This window comes from Paraperibacillus marinus (genome assembly GCF_046237605.1).
Taxonomy (GTDB): Bacteria; Bacillota; Bacilli; order Bacillales; family DSM-1321; genus Paraperibacillus; species Paraperibacillus marinus.
The window spans coordinates 1,502,086-1,517,599 of the sequence record NZ_CP143542.1; the positions used below are offsets into that span (position 1 = coordinate 1,502,086).

General features: G+C 46.1%; 20 protein-coding genes. 18 read left to right on the forward strand and 2 right to left on the reverse strand.

Features of this window, described 5'->3' with window-relative positions:
- Nucleotides 1-117 precede the first annotated feature (117 nt).
- From V1498_RS07625 to lysA, 8 genes are all read left to right on the forward strand, one after another.
- A complete protein-coding gene (locus V1498_RS07625; RefSeq protein WP_409297975.1) occupies nt 118-1,284 on the forward strand; it encodes a D-alanyl-D-alanine carboxypeptidase family protein in 1,167 nt (388 codons plus the stop codon).
- A 132-nt stretch (nt 1,285-1,416) separates the two neighbouring features.
- Nucleotides 1,417-1,767, forward strand: coding sequence for an anti-sigma F factor antagonist (gene spoIIAA / locus V1498_RS07630; protein ID WP_409289073.1), 351 nt, complete (start codon nt 1,417-1,419; stop codon nt 1,765-1,767).
- Nucleotides 1,768-2,208, forward strand: coding sequence for an anti-sigma F factor (gene spoIIAB / locus V1498_RS07635; RefSeq protein ID WP_409297976.1), 441 nt, complete (start codon nt 1,768-1,770; stop codon nt 2,206-2,208).
- Between the two features lie 11 nt (nt 2,209-2,219).
- Nucleotides 2,220-2,978, forward strand: a complete 759-nt coding sequence (gene sigF / locus V1498_RS07640) for an RNA polymerase sporulation sigma factor SigF (RefSeq protein ID WP_409289069.1) — start codon at nt 2,220-2,222, stop codon at nt 2,976-2,978.
- Nucleotides 2,979-3,087: 109 nt separating this feature from the next.
- A complete protein-coding gene (locus V1498_RS07645) occupies nt 3,088-3,711 on the forward strand; it encodes a stage V sporulation protein AA (RefSeq protein ID WP_409297977.1) in 624 nt (207 codons plus the stop codon).
- Nucleotides 3,708-4,130 (forward strand): stage V sporulation protein AB, encoded by a 423-nt coding sequence (locus tag V1498_RS07650; protein WP_409297979.1) that lies wholly within the window; start codon nt 3,708-3,710, stop codon nt 4,128-4,130. Before V1498_RS07645 ends, V1498_RS07650 begins: the two co-directional genes overlap by 4 nt.
- Before the next feature lie 22 nt (nt 4,131-4,152).
- Complete coding sequence (locus V1498_RS07655) at nt 4,153-4,773, forward strand: stage V sporulation protein AE (RefSeq protein WP_409297980.1); 621 nt, start codon at nt 4,153-4,155, stop codon at nt 4,771-4,773.
- A gap of 228 nt (nt 4,774-5,001) precedes the next feature.
- A complete protein-coding gene (gene lysA / locus V1498_RS07660; protein WP_409297981.1) occupies nt 5,002-6,321 on the forward strand; it encodes a diaminopimelate decarboxylase in 1,320 nt (439 codons plus the stop codon).
- 79 nt (nt 6,322-6,400) lie between these two features.
- Here the strand turns inward: lysA and V1498_RS07665 are convergent, their stop codons facing one another.
- The gene (locus V1498_RS07665) at nt 6,401-7,273 is read right to left on the reverse strand and encodes a DUF1002 domain-containing protein (protein ID WP_409297982.1); all 873 of its coding nucleotides are present in this window, start codon (nt 7,271-7,273) and stop codon (nt 6,401-6,403) included.
- A gap of 257 nt (nt 7,274-7,530) precedes the next feature.
- Between V1498_RS07665 and V1498_RS07670 the strand changes: the two genes are divergently transcribed.
- On the forward strand, nt 7,531-7,878 hold the full coding sequence (locus V1498_RS07670) for a GNAT family N-acetyltransferase (RefSeq protein ID WP_409297984.1): 348 nt from the start codon (nt 7,531-7,533) through the stop codon (nt 7,876-7,878).
- 48 nt (nt 7,879-7,926) lie between these two features.
- Here V1498_RS07670 and V1498_RS07675 read toward each other — a convergent pair whose 3' ends face one another.
- On the reverse strand, nt 7,927-8,466 hold the full coding sequence (locus V1498_RS07675; protein ID WP_409297986.1) for a DUF309 domain-containing protein: 540 nt from the start codon (nt 8,464-8,466) through the stop codon (nt 7,927-7,929).
- A gap of 176 nt (nt 8,467-8,642) precedes the next feature.
- Between V1498_RS07675 and V1498_RS07680 the strand changes: the two genes are divergently transcribed.
- From V1498_RS07680 to V1498_RS07720, 9 genes are all read left to right on the forward strand, one after another.
- A complete protein-coding gene (locus V1498_RS07680; protein ID WP_409297988.1) occupies nt 8,643-9,407 on the forward strand; it encodes a segregation/condensation protein A in 765 nt (254 codons plus the stop codon).
- 1 nt (nt 9,408) lies between these two features.
- On the forward strand, nt 9,409-9,969 hold the full coding sequence (scpB, locus tag V1498_RS07685) for an SMC-Scp complex subunit ScpB (RefSeq protein WP_409299203.1): 561 nt from the start codon (nt 9,409-9,411) through the stop codon (nt 9,967-9,969).
- 101 nt (nt 9,970-10,070) lie between these two features.
- Nucleotides 10,071-10,490: a hypothetical protein gene (locus tag V1498_RS07690; protein ID WP_409297990.1), complete on the forward strand. Its 420-nt coding sequence runs from the start codon at nt 10,071-10,073 to the stop codon at nt 10,488-10,490.
- Nucleotides 10,491-10,510: 20 nt separating this feature from the next.
- Complete coding sequence (locus V1498_RS07695) at nt 10,511-10,999, forward strand: DUF3907 family protein (protein WP_409297992.1); 489 nt, start codon at nt 10,511-10,513, stop codon at nt 10,997-10,999.
- 115 nt (nt 11,000-11,114) lie between these two features.
- Nucleotides 11,115-11,999, forward strand: a complete 885-nt coding sequence (locus V1498_RS07700; protein WP_409297994.1) for a superoxide dismutase — start codon at nt 11,115-11,117, stop codon at nt 11,997-11,999.
- Nucleotides 12,000-12,342: 343 nt separating this feature from the next.
- On the forward strand, nt 12,343-13,494 hold the full coding sequence (locus tag V1498_RS07705; protein ID WP_409297996.1) for a serine hydrolase: 1,152 nt from the start codon (nt 12,343-12,345) through the stop codon (nt 13,492-13,494).
- Nucleotides 13,487-14,080 carry a nucleoside recognition domain-containing protein gene (locus V1498_RS07710; protein ID WP_409297997.1) on the forward strand — a complete coding sequence of 198 codons (594 nt, stop codon included), beginning with the start codon at nt 13,487-13,489 and terminating at the stop codon, nt 14,078-14,080. Before V1498_RS07705 ends, V1498_RS07710 begins: the two co-directional genes overlap by 8 nt.
- A gap of 1 nt (nt 14,081) precedes the next feature.
- The gene (locus V1498_RS07715) at nt 14,082-14,615 is read left to right on the forward strand and encodes a spore maturation protein (RefSeq protein WP_409297999.1); all 534 of its coding nucleotides are present in this window, start codon (nt 14,082-14,084) and stop codon (nt 14,613-14,615) included.
- Between the two features lie 129 nt (nt 14,616-14,744).
- Entirely contained in the window at nt 14,745-15,476 is a 732-nt protein-coding gene (locus V1498_RS07720) for a pseudouridine synthase (protein WP_409298001.1), read from the forward strand.
- Nucleotides 15,477-15,514 lie beyond the last annotated feature (38 nt).

Here is a 15,514-nt window from a genome sequence, read left to right on the forward strand (position 1 = left end):
GCTCTTCAAACGAAGAGCGGCTTTTTTATTTCCCGGGCATTCTGTATAAAACGGCGGGAATTGGACAAAATGATGGCTGTTAGTAAACTTTGGAAGAAGATGTAGGAGGGTTTCTCGATGAGACGGCTGTTGACAGTGACAATATTATTCTTTGTATCACTAGGGTTCGGCCTGCCGCAGGCATTTGCGGAAGGTTCCACAGATGAGCTTGCGAAGAATGCGAAGTCTGCTATTTTGATTGAGCGTGATACCGGCAGGATTCTATATAACAAGGACGCACATGTAAAACTGCCACCTGCAAGCATGACAAAAATCATGACCATGCTGCTGATTATGGAATCCATAGATAAAGGAAAACTGGGACTGAAAGAAAAGGTCAGGACAAGTGATTATGCCGCTTCTATGGGAGGCTCCCAAATATTCCTGGAACCTGGAGAAGAAATGACGGCAGAACAGATGCTGAAGGGCATTGCCATCGGCTCCGGCAATGATGCAGCGGTGGCCATGGCAGAGAGAGTGGCCGGCTCAGAGGAAGCGTTTGTCAAGATGATGAATGCGAAGGCTAAGGAATTGGGGCTGAAGCATACCCAATTTCAGAATACAACCGGACTGCCTGAACAGGGGCACTACAGCACCGCCTATGATATGGCCATGATGGCAAAAGAGCTTCTTAAATATGATTCCAAAATAACTAGATTTACAGGCACATACGAGGATTATCTGCGTGAAGATACCGATAAAAAATTTTGGCTGGTTAATACAAACCGGCTGGTCAAATTCTATCCTGGGGTAGACGGTTTAAAAACCGGTTTCACGCATGAAGCCAAATACTGCCTGACAGCAACGGCCAAGAAAAACAATATGCGTGTTATTGCCGTGATCTTGGGCGCTCCTACACCAAAAGAACGAAATGCCCAGATCACCAAAATGCTTGATTACGCTTTTGCCCATTACCAGACCCATCCTCTTTACAAGCGCGGCGAAAAGCTTACAGAAGCAGCAGTCAGCAAAGGGAGCAAGAATACTGTCGCCGGCGTTACAGGTGAGCCTATCTCTGTCTTAGCCAAGAAAGGCGAATCAAAAAAAGGGATTACCAAGAAAATTGTCATGGATGAAAATCTCAAAGCTCCGGTTAAAAAAGGGGACCGGATCGGCACCCTTCTTATCCAGAAGGACGGCAGGACCGTTTCCAGATCTTCTGTGGTCGCTGCTTCGACAATTGACAAGGCAGGCTGGTGGAAGAGCTTTAAGCGGTCTTTCGGTATGTTTACGCGTACTGAATAGAACTCCCTGTCTAAAAATAGAATTTCAAGGCTAATTCAGATGAATGAACACTAGTTTTGTCACCCTTGAAGGAATACAGGAATGAAACCTAGAATTGACTCACTATAAGACAGAGAAGGAGGCTGTAATATAGTGAGTCTTTTCATGAACCTGGAAATAAAAGATGAAATCCTGTGCATCAGGCTCAGCGGAGAGCTGGATCATCACTCGGCTGAAGAGCTTAGGGAAAAGGCATCTGCCGTGATAGTGGAAAAGAATATAAAGCATATCATTATGAACCTCGAAGAATTATCTTTTATGGATAGTTCGGGCCTGGGGGTGGTCATGGGGCGGTATAAGCAGATCAAGCAAAAACAAGGTGAAATGATCGTCTGTGCCATTTCCCCGCCTGTAAAGCGGCTTTTTGAAATGTCCGGGTTGTTTAAGATTATAAAACTGGAGCTATCAGAAGAAAATGCTTTACAAAGACTGGGGGTTGCTTAGATGAAAAATGAAATGAGCCTGCAATTTTCTGCGCTTAGCCAGAATGAATCCTTTGCACGTGTAGCGGTGGCTTCATTCATCGCCCAGCTTGATCCGACACTTGATGAGCTGACTGAAATTAAGACAGTCGTATCAGAGGCCGTGACCAATTCCATCATTCACGGATATGAAAATGATCCAACGGGGATGGTGTACATCTCAGTAACGATAGATGAAGACAGCGTGGAGCTGACAATCAGGGACGAAGGGCTCGGGATTGATGATGTGGAGGAGGCAAGGCAGCCCCTGTTCACAACGAAGCCCGATCTCGAACGCTCTGGCATGGGATTTACCATCATGGAAAACTTCATGGATGAAATAAAAGTCATTTCTCATAGGGGCGAGGGAACCATAATCAGATTGAAAAAGCAATTATTGAAAAGTAATGCTTTTTGCAATTAAGGAGACTTGCTATGGATGTGGAGGTCAAAAAAGATAAAGGCAGGGTGCATTTAAAGGACGAGGATGTACGGGACTTGATCAAGCGCAGCCAGGATGGAGACCAGGGAGCAAGAGAATTGATTGTCCAAAGTAATTTAAGGCTGGTATGGTCTGTCGTTCAAAGATTCCTGAATAGGGGCTATGAACCGGATGACCTGTATCAGATTGGCTGTATCGGCCTCCTTAAATCGGTGGATAAGTTTGATTTAACCTATGAAGTGAAGTTTTCGACATATGCAGTTCCCATGATCATCGGGGAAATCCAAAGGTTTATCAGGGATGACGGCACGGTTAAAGTCAGCAGGTCACTAAAAGAAATGGCCAATAAAATACGCCGGGCAAAGGATGAGATTTCAAAGACAATCGGAAGGGTGCCGTCAGTCAATGAACTGGCTGAGCATCTCGGGCTCACTCCGGAGGAAGTGATCATGGCCCAGGAAGCAAGCAGGTCCCCTTCGTCCATTCATGAAACCGTCTTTGAAAATGATGGAGATCCCATCACCCTGTTAGATCAGATTGCTGATTCAAATGAGAACAAATGGTTCGATAAGCTTGCCTTAAAGGAAGCGATACTTGAGCTTGATGAGCGGGAAAGGCTGATTGTGTACCTCAGATATTACAAGGATCAAACACAGTCAGAGGTCGCACTGAGGCTTGGCATTTCGCAGGTGCAGGTCTCCAGGCTTGAAAAGAAAATTTTAAAAGAAATGAAGGTCCGCATGGATGAATGATCATCTCCATGCGGATTTTTTTATTCCAATTTATGGTCTTCGCTGCTTCTATAGTATGTTCCTCCAAAAGGCATCCATACTATATTGTACGTATTCAAAATTATAGGATGTGGCAGAATTGGAAAACATCATCTATGTCCGGATGCGCCATCGGGTGGAAGTAAAAGACTTCAATGAATTAAAAGCGAAAGATATCTGCATTTTGATAGGGTCCCAAAAACGGATACAGAAGCTCGGGGAAACGGTGATCCATACCATCACAAAGCAAGAGCATAACCTGATCATTATAGATTCTGCGCAGCTGATCGAAAGGCTGCTTGCCGAAAATCCCGAAATTGAGATTCAGACGATTGGCCCCTCCCAGACCATCATTGAAGTAATTACCAAAGAAAAAAGCCATTCAGTCGGGTTGTTCGTCATTGTATGGGTCATTCTATTCGTGGGCGCAGCCATGGCAATCATGAACTTCCATGAAGATGTCAGCATGCAGGCAGTCCACCAGAAATTATACCGGCTGATAAGCGGAAAAAGCATACGTAAGCCGTTGATCATGCAGATTCCCTATTCAATCGGCCTTGGAGCGGGGATGATTATATTTTTCAATCATTTTTTCAAGAAAAAATTCAATGAAGAGCCAAGCCCGCTTGAGGTAGAGATATTTAATTACCAGCAGGATTTAGATCGTTATGTCATTATGCATGAAAACAGAGAGAATATTAAACACCTGAAATGATGATTGAATTAGTGGCCGTACTCCTGGTCGGGCTTGCAGGGGGACTGGCAGTCGGTTCAGGGTTTGTAGCTTTTTTGACAGTGCTCGGTATAGTCCCGCGCCTTACCCAGCTGACAAAAACCATCCATAAAACAAGGCAGTACGAATGGGCAGTCATATTGGGTGCCTTGACAGGCGGATGGCTAAGCCTGGGGGAACCCGTATTGCATGCAGCGCCTATTATTTTGATGCCAATCGGACTTGCAAGCGGAATATTCAACGGTATGCTGGCTGCAGCCTTGACCGAAGTGCTGAATGTACTTCCGATTCTTTCAAAGCGGATCGGAGTGCAGGAGAAGATTGTATACCTGATGATGGCGCTTGTGCTTGGGAAAGTGCTGGGTTCGCTTTTCCAGTGGATCTTTTATGTGGATTTATAACAAAGCGGAGGGATATCAGCCCATGGGAGAAAAACGGAGGATTATCATCATAACGGATGGAGACGAATATGCCAAGCGCGCCGTCGAAAGGGTTGCCCGGGATGTTGGCGGCAGATGCATATCACTCTCATACGGGAATCCAACCATGCTCACGGGTCCTGACCTGCTTCAGCTGATCAAGATGGCCCCGTACGATCCTGTGCTTATCATGGTTGATGACAGCGGGCTGGTGGGTGAAGGCCTTGGTGAAGCCGCATTGAAATACATTACGAAGCATCATGAAATTGAAGTGCTCGGAGCGATAGCCGTCGCATCTAATACAAGGCAGAATGAGTGGACAAGAATCTCGTTCTCTATAGACAGGGAGGGGGCCCTGACTCCTTATGGAGTGGATAAGAATGGCATCCCGGATACTGAAATCGGCAGACTGCATGGTGATACGGTCTATTGCCTAGATTCTCTCGATATTCCGGTTGTCATCGGGATTGGTGATATAGGCAAGATGAATGGCAGGGATTCCAGTGAAAAAGGGTCGCCCATCACAAGGAAAGCGGTGGAGCTGATCCTTGAGAGGAGTGGTTTTAACTTGTCACTATATGATCATTCTATCATTGAGGACATGAACGGTCCCTGCGACTGGTGACTCTTCAGAATTTTTCGTCTTGAAGGAAAACGTATAATATGGTAATTTAGGTTTAGTCTTTTACTGGGCTAAAGGAGAAAAAGTCCATTTATCGTGTGCGGAACCTTATATCTGGTACAAGGATATGATAAAGAAAAAAGGGGTGCTCCCTTTCATGGGATGACGGGCCTTCAGCCCTTTTTTATATGGAAGAAAAGCTGCCTCGTGGTGACTGGAAAGGATGAGAAGATGCATTATTATGGTACCAGCAGAGTAAATGAACATCATTCATTAGAAATTGGCGGGGCAGATACATTGGAATTAGTATCGAAATATGGTTCCCCACTTTATGTATATGACGTAGCGCTGATCAGGGAAAGAGCGAGGGGCTTCAAAGAAACCTTTGATAAGATGGGGGTTTCCTCCCAGGTTGCATATGCCAGCAAAGCCTTTTCTTCTATAGCCATGATTCAGCTTATAGAAGAAGAAGGACTCTCCCTTGACGTAGTATCCGCGGGAGAGCTATACACGGCAATCGCTGCTGGTTTCCCTCGTGAACGGATCCATTTCCATGGAAATAATAAGAGCATCGACGAGATAAAGATGGCACTCCGTGAGGACATTGGCTGTATCGTCGTAGATAATTTCTCAGAGTTATATATACTGGACGAGATTTGCAGAGAGCTAGATAAAAAGGCAAAAATCCTATTGCGGGTGACTCCGGGAATCGAAGCCCATACACACGATTATATCCTTACGGGGCAGGAGGATTCAAAGTTTGGCTTTGACTTGATGAACGGACAGGCTGCGGAAGCCCTTGCCTTCAGCATCCAATCGGTATCGTACGAGGTATTGGGCATCCACTGTCACATCGGTTCGCAAATCTTTGAAACAACCGGGTTTATCCTTGCAGCGCGGAAGATTATTGAGCAGATGAAGAAATGGCATGCGGAGCTGGACTATCAGCCTAAGGTACTGAACCTTGGCGGAGGCTTCGGCATCCGCTATACGGGTGAGGATGAACCTCTTCCTGCCTCTGTCTATGTTGAAAAGATTGTGGAGGAAGTCAAAGAGCAGATCGCGGACTCCAGCCTTGATATGCCTGAGATCTGGATTGAGCCTGGACGTTCGCTTGTCGGGGATGCAGGCACCACACTTTATGAACTTGGCTCCACCAAGGAAGTGCCGAATATCCGCAAATATCTTGCGATTGATGGCGGTATGAGCGATAACATCAGACCTGCTCTGTATGATGCAAAGTACGAAGCGGTTATTGCCAACAGGCCGCTTGATAAGCCTGAAGAAGTAGTATCGATTGCAGGAAAATGCTGTGAAAGCGGAGATATGCTTATCTGGGACCTTCCGCTGCCGAGGGCTGAGCGCGGGGAAATTCTGGCCGTATTCTGTACAGGAGCCTATGGCTATTCCATGGCAAATAATTATAACCGCATCCCAAGGCCGGCTGTAGTGTTTGTGGAGGACGGCAGGGACCAGCTCGTCATTGAAAGAGAAAGCCTGGAGGATTTGATTAAACATGACAGGCCCTTACAGCAGAAGGCTGTCAAATAAAGCAGGCCCGGCCGGGATTTGGCCGGGCTGTTTATGTATCCCGGCAATGAAAAAAGCAGCGGAATCCCGCTGCTTTCAATCAAGAAAATAGTGATTTTATGGCATCTATTAAACTGATAAAAAATGCTTTGAGTTTATCCAGGAAGGACTGGCCTTCCTCTGATTTTAAGTAGTTGGACACGGCATCCTTGGCTTTATCCAGTTCATTGCCGACCTTGTTCCAGTCGATATTCAGGTCGACCAGCTTTTTGAACAGGTCAATCAGGCTTTGAAGCTGCTGTTCAGACAGGTTAATGCCGAGATCTGCAGCTGCCTTTTCAATGGCAGCCCTGATGTCAGCCTCTGACTGTGGCGGGTTTTTTGCCATTTCTTCTTTTATTTTAGTCATTAGATCGGCTGCTTTTTCTTTTCCGACCTGGTCCCCAAGCTTGGCCGTTTTGACCATTTCTTCATTGGCTGCCTGCTTTACATCCTCAGGTATCGTTTTATCGGCGCTGATTTCATAAGCCTTGATCAGCCCGGTCAGAGCCGCGGTGCCGGATACTTCAAAGGGCGCGGTTATCTTGATGTTGGCATCCTTGACACCGGCTGTGATAAGAGCATTCAAATACATATCCTTCGTAACCCAGGTAATATTCTTCGTTTCAACGTTCAGGCCGTCCCCTTTTTTTCCAAGCGTGATGGATGAGGAAGACAGGGCCCTTGTGCCGATTAACCTTGAAGATATATAATTCCCAAGGTACTTGTGTTCCTCCTGGTTCGATACGGTAACGATGTCTGCATCCTTCGGCGCATCCAGCTCAGCCAGGAGCATGTTCTTCTGCTCCTCTGTAAGGTCCTCGCCGAGGGTAATGATCTTCTCGCCGGGTGAGGCATCAGCCAGTGCTGTTATTGGTGACAGTGCCAGCAGGAAGAGCAGAACCGCTGCCCATTTAATATATATATTTTTCATTGTTGACCTCCTCGTACAATTAGACGACAGCAATCAGGGAAAGATGCACATATTAAAAAAATCACTCTTCTAGTAGACTACCAATTCCTCAAAAAATCAACAAAAAAATTACATTTCAGTCACGGTAAGCATGCCAAATGGCCTCATATTTGAAAAAAAGTTGAATAAGAAATTTTATTTTTGTATGATTATTACGAGCTGGGAAGAAAGTAGATAATATACAAAAATACAGTCTTACCATTAACGAGGGATTATTAATGCTTATTAAGTATAAGAAAAACTTTGAAAAGATTGCTATGGGCCTGCTTTCATTCATGCCAAACGAAAAAGACATCAAGAAGCTTCAGGCCACAATGAAGATGTATGAAACGGATGAAAATCATCAGCTCTTCTTATGGAAAGAGGAGGATATCCTCGGGCTGATCGGGGTTTCGCTGGAAAATGGGGGAGACATTGAAATTATGCATATCTCCGTGAACCCTTCCTACCGCCAGCAGGGAGTGGGGACCAAGATGGTACAGGCCATCAAACATCACTTCCCGGATCAAAAATTAAGATCGAATGAGATGACAGCTTCATTTCTAGAAAAGTGTGAATGTGAATAAAATATATACCACACTGAAGGGAGGCTGACTTTTCATGTCGGCCTCCCTTCAGTGTGCTCCGGGATGGCCGGAATTCCGGCGCCTTAGCTCAAGCTGTCTTTGGCGTTCTGCTATCACAGCAGATCTGTCCCTTGTTTTATGCCTGTGTATTAAATCCATATTTTTCCTGTCACTTGGAATGTTCCACATCAGTCCTGCGGAAGCCGCTTTTTCCCTGCATCGTGAGAGTACGTTATTTATAAGGGGAATTTCCATGCTTTTATATTCTTTTCCATCGAGCAGATGCTGCTCTGTCTCATGAAGCACTTTCTTCAATCGGTCAAAATCAATTCCAAGGCCTAAAACTTCATTTTTCCTAGATCCTAAAATCCGGCTGGCCTGCCTTAGTGACCTGGCTGCCCCGTTTCTGTTGTCACGCCGGAAATGATACATGCCCACCGCGAGCTGGATAAAACCCTGCCAGACAGGGCTGCGCTCACCAGCAGGATCCTCCTTCCAATATTCTTCCAGAATTTCATGACATTCGAAATAATCGCGGGTGCAATGGAATTCAATCAAATAATCTAAAAATGCTTCAGGATATTCCATCTGAAAGCCTCCTTCCCTGTTCCTCCATTTTAGCATAGAAAACCAAGCAGGCGGCATTGCAACCCCCTCAGATGCCTTGGTATTTTAAGTTTAGTCTTGGACAATGGGTTGTTATCCTCTATACTATGGATAGTCTGTAAAGATGAAAGCAATATAAAGAAAATCTGGTGAAATAAATGATTTATAATGTTAAAACAGATGCATTTGAAGGGCCGCTCGATCTGCTGCTCCATTTGATCAACCGGCTTGAGATCGATATTTATGATATTCCAGTGGCTGCCATCACAGAGCAGTATCTCAGCTTCATTCATACGATGAAGGAGCTGGAACTTGATCTGGCGAGCGAATATCTTGTCATGGCAGCAACGCTTCTGGCCATTAAGAGCAAAATGCTTCTTCCTAAATACGAAGAGCCTTCCTATGAAGAAGATGAAAACTTTGACCTGGAAAACGATCCGCGCGATGAGCTGGTCGAAAAATTGATTGAATATAGGACATATAAACAGGCTGCCGCTGAGTTTAAGCAGCTTGAGCAGGACAGGGGGATGGTTTTCACGAAGCCTCCAAGCGATTTATCTGAATATGCAGCCGGTGCTGAGCAGGATAAACAGGATCTCGATGTGACCCTTTATGATATGCTTGGTGCACTTCAAAAGCTGCTCCGGCGGAAAAAACTGCAAAAGCCGGTTTACGCCAAGATAGAAAAGCAGGAAATATCAATGGAAAGCCGAATGAATGATATTATGAAACACTTGCAAAAAATCAGCGGCAGAGTCAAATTCCAGGAGTTATTTCCGGTTGCTGAAAAGCCGCATATTGTGGTCACCTTTTTATCCATACTTGAATTAATGAAACAGAAAAGCATTCATGTCGAGCAGGAAAATAACTTCTCGGACATATTTGTAGCAGCTAAGGCAGGTGCAGAGTACATTGGAACCTAAAATGAAAGGAGCCCTCGAGGCTATGCTGTTTGCAGCAGGGGACGAGGGGCTTTCCCTCTTGCAGATTTCAAAGGTAATGGAAATTTCCGATACCGAGGCAGCCCAGCTGATCGAAGAGCTCCAATACGATTATGAATCTGAAGGAAGAGGCCTCCACCTCATACAGCTGGCAGGGGTCTACCAGCTTGCCACCAAGAAGGCCTGCTCAGATTATCTAAAAAAATTGGTGGAAACTCCGGGGGCACAAGGTCTGTCCCAGGCAGCTCTGGAAACTCTGGCCATCATCGCGTATAAGCAGCCAATCACAAGGGCTGAAATAGAGGACATCCGCGGCGTGAAAACTGAAAGGCCGCTGCAGACTCTGGTATCAAAAGGGCTCATCAAGGATGTCGGAAGGGCTGAAGGTACTGGTCGTGCCTACCTGTATGGCACATCGAAGGAGTTCCTGGATTATTTTGGATTGAATACCATCGAAGAGCTGCCGCTGCTTGAACAAAGCGAGGAAGGCTTTGAAGGAGAAGAGGCAGATCTGTTTTTCAGCAATGTCAGTGAAAAGGGGTAATGACACAACTTTCTGAATTGTGTTAAAATTAAGGTGTCCCCTGGCTCTCTTGATCGGAGCCGTCCTACATAGCGATTGAAGAATCGGAAGGAGAAAAGGTAATGCTTATCCTAAGCTGTAAAGGGTATGAATTAGAAAAGGCACTGCCGACTACATCTGAAGATTTCTTTAACAGATCAGTTGCCTGCTATCGGGTAGAAGGATTGCAAAAGAGCTTGCACATCGTCTATGTCCGCTACTTTGAAGGACTCTTGTCTGATGAAGCTGTCCCATATTCAGGGACACCCCTTTTCTCTGCAGGAAGCAGGGATATCTACCCGAAGGATGCTGCTGCTCTCGCTGCTTTAATCAAGCACCCGAAATACTATGAACGAAAAAGAGTCTATATCAGCGAGGAAAAAGAGTTTACTTCGCTATTTAAGGGACTTGACATGGCCCGGTTAAAGAAAGTCTTCGAAGAGCTCGAAAACCAAGGGGAAGTTCTCGTTTCCCCTCCTGAATTCATGTTGGAGAGCCGTTAACTATTTCCAGGAGGTATACAATGGCCAATACAATTATCCAGTCACAGCTTGAAGATGTTAAAACATTCCTTGAAACTTCGGTCACGCAGCTTGAGGATTTCCTGAATGCTGTCACACTTAAGAACCTGCAGGCAGAAAAGACAGGAGAAGAAGCCTTTTATAAAACGCTTCTTTCAAATCTCAGGAAGCTGCTGGTTTATAGTGAAGAAAACCTCGAAGCCTGTAAAGTTATCCTTTCCAATGATGTTTTTCACAAGGCTGCTGCCGAACGCATTTTATACAGGGTATACCACCAGGTGATAGATGAATTCTTTTCTCCAAAGACGGATGTCTGGTATGAGGACAGCAGGTCTGCCTATACTGGCCGAAACTCGATCAAACTCCGCCAGGAAGCGCCCGGACAGGTTACAGAGCTGTTTGGGGCCATGGAAGCAGGCTTCCAGTCTGTACGTGAAGAGCTGGAGTTTTATGAAACGGATTACCGCACCAAAATCATGCAGTCCAATTAAGGCAGAATGCTCCGCCCGGTCAGAGGGGGGAGCTATTTTTATGCCTATTCCATGCATTCGCTCTGGCATAACCGCCGGATGGTCCTTCATAGATTACTATGGGGGTGTGATAAAAGTGGCTGATTTAAGTCAATATGCAAGAGAAGTTTCTGATTGGATACATGCTGTGCTGGAAAGTGAAACCGGGAGACTGGTGCAGTCTAATCCATCCATGTACAGTCTCGCGTGCAATGTAATGAACATGTCAGCAGAGCTTGAGCATGCGAGGCCGGATGAAGCTTCTGTACTGGCACTGCAAAAAAATGTGGATCTGCTGGCTTCGAGACTGAAGGCTGCCCACGACATCCAGGCACAGCAAGGCTATAGGGAAGCTGCGGTAGGAGCAGGCCGGCATACGCTGCCTCCTCTTACATATCCATATAATTCGTTAGAGCCGGCGATTGCAGAAGAAATTATGAGGCTGCATCACGATAAGCATCATAAGGCATATGTAGACGGTCTGAACAAAGCCGAGGCCATGATGGAAAAAACCAGGGCCACCGGTGATTTCTCCTTGATCAAGCATTGGGAAAAAGAAGCAGCTTTCCACGGGTCCGGCCATTATCTTCATACCATTTTCTGGGAGATTATGAATCCCAGGGGAGGCGGCAGGCCAAAAGGCGGCCTGCTCCGGCAGATTGAGAAGGACTTTGGAAGCTTTGAAGCATTTCAGAAGCATTTCAGTGAAGCAGCAAAAGCTGTGGAAGGTGTGGGCTGGGCCCTCCTAGTATGGGCAGCACGGCCAAGGAGGCTTGAAATCCTGCAGTCGGAATTCCATATGAATCTCACACAATGGGATACCATCCCCATCTTGGTCCTGGATGTATGGGAGCATGCCTATTATCTGCAATATAAAAACAATCGGGCTTCTTATGTAGATAACTGGTGGAGCGTGGTATACTGGCCGAATGCCGAGAACCGCTTTGCTGGTGCGAAGCAGCTGCAGTGGAAGCCCTATTAGATGACGATTTATCCGAAAACCCAAAGGTTAAGTGAAGCCTGAGGGTTTTTTCTGTGGAAAAGGGCCGAAATGCATGTATCAAAAGGCAGTCCTGCAGCTAGGTGTGACCATCATTTATTTTGCTGGCATTCTGCGCCTTACTCCGCTCCACCGACTTATTTTGTTTGTTCCTGCTCTTGTCCAGGTTCCTTTCCAAACATGGACTGGGAGTTGAAAACTCATGTTTGTTTTATGTGTCTGAGCTTTTTTAAAATCTGTCTGTGGTCAATGATCCTGCAACTGTCATAACCCTTGTCCTCCTGCATAAACTTGTACAAAACATAAAAGGGAAAGGGTCGTTTGGATGAAACTTTTACATAAATCTGTCCTTATTCTGTTTATCTTTGTATTGGCAGCACCCCTGCTCCAGCTGAAGGCAGGGGCTGCAGGGATATCGACCAGTGCACAAAGTGCGGTTTTGATGGAACAGGGAAGCGGAAGGATCCTGTATGCCAAGGATCCTCACGAACGACGGAGGATAGCCAGTATTACGAAAATCATGACCGCTGTCATTGCCATCGAATCAGGAAAAATGCACAAAAACGTCACTGTGACCAGTACAGCGGCAGGTACAGAGGGCTCCTCTCTCTATTTAAAGCCCGGGCAGAAGATGAAGCTTGAAGACCTGGTGTACGGCCTGATGCTGAGATCCGGGAATGATGCAGCAGCAGCCATTGCTGAATATGTCGGCGGGAGTTTAGATGGTTTTGCCATGCTTATGAACCAGAAAGCTGAACAATTAGGCATGAATGACTCTCATTTCACTAATCCGCATGGTCTGGATAATACGAAGGATCACTATTCTTCTGCCTTTGATATGGCTTTGTTGACACGGTATGCGATGACTCTTAAGGATTACAGGGAGATTGCCGGAACAAAAGTGCATAAAGCTCCCAATCCTTACGAGAACTGGGATTACACGTGGAGAAATAAGAACCGGCTGCTTACCCAGCTGTACAAATACTGCACCGGCGGCAAGACCGGCTATACAAAATTAGCGAGGCGGACCCTGGTTACCACAGCGGAAAAAGACGGACTGAAATTAATCGCTGTCACATTGAACGACGGAAATGACTGGGATGACCATAAAGGGATGTTTGAATATGGATTTAATAACTATGAAGTAACAGACCTGATGGAAGCCGGGAAGATCAAACGGATTGCGGATAAGGTCTATAAAGGCAAGATTTACGCCCGCAACAGCTTTTCATACCCCCTCACAGAAGAAGAGGCGGCGGGGGTCACATCCCAGCTGAAATTGCTGAAGCCGAAACAGGATTGGAAGGACAGCAGGGAAGTTCCCCAGATTGTCGGGAAAAAGGTTTTTTATCTGGATGGAAAGGAAATCGGCCACCGGAATATTTTTTACGGCAAGTATAAAGAGCCGGCTAAGCCATCCTGGATCCAAAGTTTTAAAAAAATGTTCCTGACAGCGATCGGCATCCGCCATGGTTAATTATATTTGGGCAGGAATGACTTTGATTGGAATCATTTATGCCATGTTCAACGGCACTATGGAACAGGTGAATGAAGCAGTTTTCAAGAGTGCAGGCGAGGCAGTCACACTATGCCTGGGGCTGGTGAGCATTCTGGTTTTCTGGCTTGGAATCATGAAGGTGGCTGAAGATTCCGGACTCCTAGAGAGGATATCCATGCTGTTTAAGCCGCTGGTCCGCCTGCTGTTCCCGGACGTCCCGGCTGATCATCCGGCTATGGGATATATCATTTCCAATATGATGGCCAATCTGTTTGGCCTCGGGAATGCCGCTACCCCGCTCGGCATAAAAGCCATGGAGCAGCTTAAGAAGCTGAATGGCGGGCAATCGTCGGCCAGCCGGTCCATGATTACTTTTTTAGCCATCAATACATCGAGCATTACGCTCATACCGACAACTGTGATTGCGATAAGGATGAATTATAAGGCAGCTTCCCCGACGGATATTGTCTTTCCTACACTGGTGGCCACCATTTTTTCGGCATTCGCCGGCATAGCCATTGACAGGTATTTTTATAATAGGAGAAAAAAGAAGGGGCTGGAGTGACATGCAATATCTGAATATAATCTCTCTCTGGATCATCCCCGTTTTGATCGGCTCGATCCTGCTGTATGCCATGCTGAAGAAAACCCCGTCCTACGAAAGCTTTGTAGAGGGGGGGAAGGAGGGCATAGGCATGGCATTTTCTATTATTCCCTTCCTTGTGGGTATGCTTGCTGCCATTTCTATTTTTCGTGCCTCGGGTGCCATGGATGCCCTGGTCGGACTGGTCAGGCCAGTGTTCAATCTGATAGGCGTACCCTCTGAAATCGTTCCGCTTGCCATCATCAGGCCGATATCAGGAAATGCTGCTCTTGGTATGACAAGCGACCTTATATCGGCTCACGGGCCTGATTCTTTTATTGGAAGGCTTGCATCGGTCATTCAGGGAAGTACGGATACCACCTTCTATGTCCTGACTGTTTATTTCGGGGCAGTCGGCATCAGGAAAATGGGGGATGCCCTTAAAGTGGGGCTTCTCGCCGATCTGGCCGGAATTACTGCCGCCATCATTACGGTCATTTACTTTTTTGGAAAATAAGGATATTCTGTAAGAGTCCGGGAACCTGAGTTTCCCGGGCTCTCTTTGTTTTTTTTTGCAAATATGTCATAATTGTATATCACGTGTTTAAAGCATTTGTCGAAGTATGATGTAAAGGATGATTTATAAATGGAACGGTTACAGAAAGTGATAGCCCATTCGGGTGTTGCCTCAAGAAGGCATGCTGAACAATTAATAACAGAAGGCAAGGTCAAAGTGAACGGAAAGATCGTAAGGGAGCTGGGAACAAAGGTCGGGCCCAATGATAAGGTAGAGGTAAATGAAGTCCCGCTGCAAAAAGAAGTACCGGTCTATTACCTGCATTACAAAGAGCGGGGAGTCATTTCAGCCGTCAGTGATGATAAAGGGAGAAAGACAGTCATCGACTTCTTCCCAGAGGTAACCGAGAGGATCTACCCGATCGGAAGGCTTGATTACGATACTTCAGGGCTGCTCCTGCTTACGAATGACGGCGAATTTGCCAATCTGCTCATGCACCCAAGGAATGAAGTGGAAAAAGTATATGTAGCCAAGATAAAAGGTATCATTTTCCGTGAAAATATTAAAAAGCTGGAAAGGGGCATTAAGCTTGAGGATGGCATGACTGCACCAGCCAGGATCAAGGTTTTGTCCGCTGACAAGAAAAAAGGAACGTCCATCCTCGAAGTCGTAATCCATGAAGGGAAAAACCGCCAGGTGCGGAGGATGTTCGAGGCGGTTGGCCACCCTGTTATTAAGCTGAAGAGGGAAAGATATGCAAGCCTTGATTTAACTGGACTTTCGCCTGGAGATTCCCGCGAACTGACGCCTCATGAAGTAAAGCAGCTCAGAACGCTTGCACAGAGTCCCGGCAAAAAGTAAAAGGTTGTCACAAACAATTCAAATTAAAAAAACGTTTC

Excerpts from the sequence above, each read along its gene's own strand:
- V1498_RS07670 (WP_409297984.1), top strand. The coding sequence starts at position 7,531 with ATGCTTATTAAGTATAAGAAAAACTTTGAAAAGATTGCTATGGGCCTG.
- sigF (WP_409289069.1), top strand. The coding sequence starts at position 2,220 with ATGGATGTGGAGGTCAAAAAAGATAAAGGCAGGGTGCATTTAAAGGAC.
- lysA (WP_409297981.1), top strand. The coding sequence starts at position 5,002 with ATGCATTATTATGGTACCAGCAGAGTAAATGAACATCATTCATTAGAA.
- V1498_RS07675 (WP_409297986.1), bottom strand. The coding sequence starts at position 8,466 with ATGGAATATCCTGAAGCATTTTTAGATTATTTGATTGAATTCCATTGC.
- scpB (WP_409299203.1), top strand. The coding sequence starts at position 9,409 with ATGAAAGGAGCCCTCGAGGCTATGCTGTTTGCAGCAGGGGACGAGGGG.
- V1498_RS07720 (WP_409298001.1), top strand. The coding sequence starts at position 14,745 with ATGGAACGGTTACAGAAAGTGATAGCCCATTCGGGTGTTGCCTCAAGA.
- V1498_RS07680 (WP_409297988.1), top strand. The coding sequence starts at position 8,643 with ATGATTTATAATGTTAAAACAGATGCATTTGAAGGGCCGCTCGATCTG.
- V1498_RS07690 (WP_409297990.1), top strand. The coding sequence starts at position 10,071 with ATGCTTATCCTAAGCTGTAAAGGGTATGAATTAGAAAAGGCACTGCCG.
- V1498_RS07655 (WP_409297980.1), top strand. The coding sequence starts at position 4,153 with ATGGGAGAAAAACGGAGGATTATCATCATAACGGATGGAGACGAATAT.
- V1498_RS07695 (WP_409297992.1), top strand. The coding sequence starts at position 10,511 with ATGGCCAATACAATTATCCAGTCACAGCTTGAAGATGTTAAAACATTC.
- V1498_RS07715 (WP_409297999.1), top strand. The coding sequence starts at position 14,082 with ATGCAATATCTGAATATAATCTCTCTCTGGATCATCCCCGTTTTGATC.
- V1498_RS07710 (WP_409297997.1), top strand. The coding sequence starts at position 13,487 with ATGGTTAATTATATTTGGGCAGGAATGACTTTGATTGGAATCATTTAT.
- V1498_RS07650 (WP_409297979.1), top strand. The coding sequence starts at position 3,708 with ATGATGATTGAATTAGTGGCCGTACTCCTGGTCGGGCTTGCAGGGGGA.
- V1498_RS07665 (WP_409297982.1), bottom strand. The coding sequence starts at position 7,273 with ATGAAAAATATATATATTAAATGGGCAGCGGTTCTGCTCTTCCTGCTG.
- V1498_RS07705 (WP_409297996.1), top strand. The coding sequence starts at position 12,343 with ATGAAACTTTTACATAAATCTGTCCTTATTCTGTTTATCTTTGTATTG.
- spoIIAB (WP_409297976.1), top strand. The coding sequence starts at position 1,768 with ATGAAAAATGAAATGAGCCTGCAATTTTCTGCGCTTAGCCAGAATGAA.
- V1498_RS07625 (WP_409297975.1), top strand. The coding sequence starts at position 118 with ATGAGACGGCTGTTGACAGTGACAATATTATTCTTTGTATCACTAGGG.